At 64.9% G+C, this 4,941-nt stretch carries 2 protein-coding genes; both read left to right on the top strand.

Annotated elements, in window-relative coordinates:
- Positions 1 to 148: 148 nt before the first annotated feature.
- The gene (gene uvrB / locus EOA60_RS18810; protein WP_067326616.1) at positions 149 to 3,226 is read left to right on the top strand and encodes an excinuclease ABC subunit UvrB; all 3,078 of its coding nucleotides are present in this window, start codon (positions 149 to 151) and stop codon (positions 3,224 to 3,226) included.
- Positions 3,227 to 3,620: 394 nt separating this feature from the next.
- On the top strand, positions 3,621 to 4,941 hold a 1,321-nt coding region (locus tag EOA60_RS18805; protein WP_164899398.1), incomplete at its 3' end, for an ATP-binding cassette domain-containing protein.

Below are 4,941 nucleotides of genomic sequence, written 5' to 3'. Positions count from 1 at the left end.
TTCCTGACCTTCGCGCTGTGGTTCAACTGAAACGAAACGGCGCGTGCGACACGCCTCCTGACAGCCTTCTGTCAGCAGGCTCGGCAGCGCGTACCCGCCATTCCACTCCGCTCTTTCCATTTCGGCCGAGTCCTCTCATATTCGAGCAATGGCCAAACGCACCGACAAGAAAACGCCCTCGCCGGCGCAAGAGGGCGCGCCGAAACGGCGCAGTCCGCTGACCGAATTCCTCGACGCCGCCGAGCCCCTGGAGCGCGGCGGCTTCGCCGAAGCACCGCAAAGCGAGTTCTCCGGCGCGCCTCTCACCGGCTCGATCTCCGATTGGGCCGGGCAGATCGAGCGCGAGGCGCAAAAGCAGCCGAAGGCTAAAGCGCCGAAGAAGGTCCCCGAGCGCTCTGCTGCGCCCGGGCGCACGGCGCGCGGCACCTCGATGGGCGGCGCGGCATCGGCGAAAGAACGCGCCGCCGCCGGCCTCAACCCGGTGGCCGGCCTCGACATCAGCCTGGAGGACGCCGAGCAGGTTTCCTCGAGCGGTGTGACCGCGACCGTCGCCGCGCTGTCGAAACTCATCGAATCCGGCAATCCGCTGCACAAGGATGGCCAGCTTTGGACGCCGCACCGGCCTGCCCGGCCGGAAAAATCGGAAGGCGGCATCGCCATCAAGATGGTCTCGGATTTCGAGCCCGCCGGCGACCAGCCGACCGCCATCAAGGACCTTGTCGAGGGTGTCGAGCAAAGCGACCGCACACAGGTGCTGCTCGGCGTGACCGGCTCGGGCAAGACCTTCACCATGGCCAAGGTGATCGAGGAGACGCAGCGCCCTGCCCTGATCCTGGCGCCGAACAAGACGCTGGCCGCGCAGCTCTACGCCGAGTTCAAGAAATTCTTCCCCGAAAACGCGGTCGAGTATTTCGTCTCCTATTACGACTACTATCAGCCGGAAGCCTACGTCCCGCGCACCGACACCTATATCGAGAAGGAATCCTCGATCAACGAGCAGATCGATCGCATGCGCCACTCGGCGACGCGCTCGCTGCTGGAGCGTGATGACGTCATTATCGTCGCCTCGGTCTCCTGCATCTACGGTATCGGCTCGGTCGAGACCTATACGGCGATGACCTTTCAGATGCAGGTCGGTGACCGGCTCGACCAGCGCGCCTTGCTCGCCGACCTTGTCGCCCAGCAATACAAGCGCCAGGACATCAACTTCGTGCGCGGCTCGTTCCGCGTCCGCGGCGACACGATCGAGATCTTTCCGGCCCACCTCGAAGACCGCGCCTGGCGCATCTCGATGTTCGGCGACGAGATCGAGGCGATCACCGAATTCGATCCGCTGACCGGCCAGAAGACCGGCGAGCTGAAGAGCGTCAAGATCTACGCCAATTCGCACTATGTGACGCCGCGGCCGACCTTGAATCAGGCTATCAAGTCGATCAAGGAAGAGCTGCAATACCGCCTGCAAGAGCTTGAAAAGGCTGGCCGTCTGCTTGAAGCGCAACGTCTCGAGCAGCGCACGCGCTTCGACCTCGAGATGCTCGAGGCGACCGGTTCCTGCGCCGGCATCGAGAATTATTCGCGCTATCTCACCGGTCGCCAGCCGGGCGAGCCGCCGCCGACGCTCTTCGAATATGTGCCGGACAATGCGCTGATCTTCATCGACGAAAGCCACGTCACCGTGCCGCAGATCGGCGGCATGTATCGCGGCGACTTCCGCCGCAAGGCGACGCTGGCCGAGTATGGCTTCCGCCTGCCCTCCTGCATGGACAACCGGCCGCTGCGCTTCGAGGAATGGGACGCCATGCGCCCGCTGTCGATCGCCGTCTCGGCGACACCGGGCGGCTGGGAGCTCGACCAGTCCGGCGGCGTCTTCGCCGAGCAGGTCATCCGCCCGACCGGCCTGATCGACCCGCCGGTCGAGGTGCGCCCCGCCAAGAGCCAGGTCGACGATGTCGTCGGCGAAATCCGTGAGACGACCAGGCTGGGCTACCGTACGCTGGTCACGGTTCTCACCAAGCGCATGGCCGAAGACCTCACCGAATATCTGCATGAGAACGGCATTCGAGTCCGCTACATGCACTCCGATATCGACACGCTGGAGCGCATCGAGATCCTGCGCGACCTGCGCCTCGGCGCCTTCGACGTGCTGGTCGGCATCAACCTGCTCCGCGAAGGCCTCGACATTCCCGAATGCGGCTTCGTCGCCATCCTCGATGCCGACAAGGAGGGTTTCCTTCGTTCGGAAACCTCGCTGATCCAGACCATCGGCCGCGCCGCCCGCAACGTCGACGGCAAGGTCATCCTCTACGCCGACCAGATCACCGGCTCGATGGAACGGGCGATGGCGGAGACCAACCGCCGCCGCGAGAAGCAGATGGAGTGGAACGCGGCCAACGGCATCACGCCGGAATCGGTCAAGTCGCGCATCGCCGACATCCTCGACTCCGTCTACGAGAAGGATCACGTGCGCGCCGACATCTCGCAGTTCACCGACGATGCCGGCGCCATGATCGGCAACAATCTGAAAACCCATCTCGAGGCGCTGGACAAGCAGATGCGCGATGCCGCCGCCAATCTCGACTTCGAGAAGGCCGCCCGCATCCGCGACGAGATCAAGCGGCTGCGCGAAATGGAGCTGTCCATCTCGGACGATCCGCTCGCCCGCTACGCCGACATGGAAAGCCCGGTTTCCGGCCGCGAGAAAGGCAGGCACAACAAGGGACGTGCGGTGCACCGCACCGTCGATGACGACGGCAAGGGCCTGTTCCGCAAGCCGGATCTCGATGAGATGGGCGCGGACGGCGCGGTGCCGGTGAAGAAGCCTCTTTTCGCCAAGCCCTCGATCGACGACATGGGACCGGGCACCGATATGGCAACACCCGCTGGCGCGGTCTCGCGTTCGCTGTTCAAGAAGCAGTCGGCGCAGGAAGCGCATGGCTCCGACTTCGGCATCCCGGGCGATCGCACCGGGTCGCTGTTCCGCAAGAACTCGCTCGACGAGATGACGGTGCGCCGTACCGAAAAACCCGTCGAAGGAACGGTGCCTACGAAGCCACGGCCAATCTCCCCCCTTGTGGGGGAGATGTCCGGCAGGACAGAGGGGGGCGCGAAGGAACGCGACGATAAACCCATCGTCCGCCAGCGCTCTGGCATCGGCTCTTACGAAGACCCAGCCGATGAGCGCCGTCAAAAGCGCCGGCCGAGCAAGACTGGGCGGCCGGGGCACTGATTTTCTGAAGAGATTGATGTTGACATGCCGGCGGGACAGCGCTCTGTCCTGCCGGACATCTCCCCCACAATGGGCCCACAAGAGGGAGGTCGGCAGTTTCAGCGCTCCGCTCTGTCCTGCCGCCCCTTGCCATGTCCCCCTCCCGAGGTGTACCCAGTTTCCCAATTCGAACATCTGGAAAGGAGGGCTGCGTGTCTATCGATCACCACCGTCAGCGCGGCCCTGTCTGTGCCCTGCGAGCTTGCTTGCAGGGCTGACCAGGACGGTCCGGGAATTTTCCCCCGCTTCGATTTTTGGTCTGCCCTTCGTGGTGCCGCTGATCTCGGCCTGATGGCCTACCGGCGCACCGTCAAAGTGCATTGAGCCGGGCTCCGGCAAGACCAGAGAAATCGACATGGCCCTGATCAGCCTCAAATCCCTCGGCGTCACCATGAGTGCGCCGCTCTTCTCCAACCTCGACCTCATCATCGGTGCCGGCGACCGGCTGGGCATCGTCGCGGCGAACGGCCGTGGCAAATCCACCCTGCTCAGATGCCTGGCCGGCGAGCTGGACGCCACGAGCGGCGATATCACCCGGACGCGCGGCTTGCGCGTCGGCCATGTCGAGCAATCCGTCCCCGACGCGCTGCTCGACCGTAGCTTCCATCAGGTGGTTGCCGATGCCTTGCCGCCGGAGCAGCTTGGCAGCGAGCTTTGGCGCGTCGACGTGGTGCTGGATTCGCTCGATGTGCCTGAGGACATGCGCGACAGGCCGATGCGGGCCTTGAGCGGCGGCTGGCAAAGGCTGGCGCTGATCTCCCGCGTCTGGGTCACCGACCCGGACGTGCTTCTGCTCGACGAGCCGACCAACCATCTCGACCTGGCCAGGATCAGCCAATTGGAAACCTGGCTGAACGCGCTGCCACGCGATGTGCCGGTGATCATCGCCAGCCACGACCGCGCCTTTCTCGACACCACCACCAACCGCACGCTGTTCCTGCGCCCGGAAGAATCGCCGGTGTTTTCGCTGCCCTATTCGCGCGCCCGGCAGGCGCTCGACGAGGTCGACGCCTCGACGGCGCGGCGGTTCGAGCGCGACATGAAGGTCGCACAGCAGTTGCGCCGGCAGGCAGCCAAGCTCAACAACATCGGCATCAATTCCGGCAGCGACCTGCTGACGGTCAAAACCAAGCAGCTCAGGGAGCGGGCCGAAAGGCTGGAAGATGCAGCCGTGGCAGCGCATCGCGAGCGTTCGGCCGGCGCGATCCGATTGGCCAACCGCGGCACCCACGCCAAGGTGCTGATCACGCTCGACGACCCGGCGGTCGAAACGCCCGACGGCACGCTGCTGTTCAGGACCGGCAAGCGCCATATCTGCCAAGGCGACCGCATCGTGCTGCTCGGCCGCAACGGTGTCGGCAAATCGCGCTTCATTGCGATGATCCGCGCCGCCATCGCCGAACCGGGGTCGGAAGAAAGCGTCAAGGTGACGCCGTCGACCGTGCTCGGCTACAGCGACCAGGCTCTGTCCGGCATCGGCGCCGACGCCACCCCGCTGGCGATGGTCTCGCGCCGCTTCGAGATCGGCGAGCAGCGCGCCCACTCGCTTCTCGCCGGCGCCGGCGTCGCCATCGAGATGCAGGAGAAAAGGATTGCCGCGTTGTCGGGCGGACAGCGGTCGAGGCTGATGTTGCTGGTGCTGCGGCTCCTCAACCCCAATTTCTACCTCCTCGACG

Source organism: Mesorhizobium sp. M1A.F.Ca.IN.020.06.1.1 (assembly GCF_004023265.1).
Taxonomy (GTDB): domain Bacteria; phylum Pseudomonadota; class Alphaproteobacteria; order Rhizobiales; family Rhizobiaceae; genus Mesorhizobium.
The sequence above is the reverse complement of the archived record's forward strand: the minus strand, read 5'-3'. Positions and strand labels throughout refer to the sequence as shown.

Coding starts and splice junctions, on each gene's coding strand:
- uvrB (WP_067326616.1), top strand. CDS start 149: ATGGCCAAACGCACCGACAAGAAAACGCCCTCGCCGGCGCAAGAGGGC.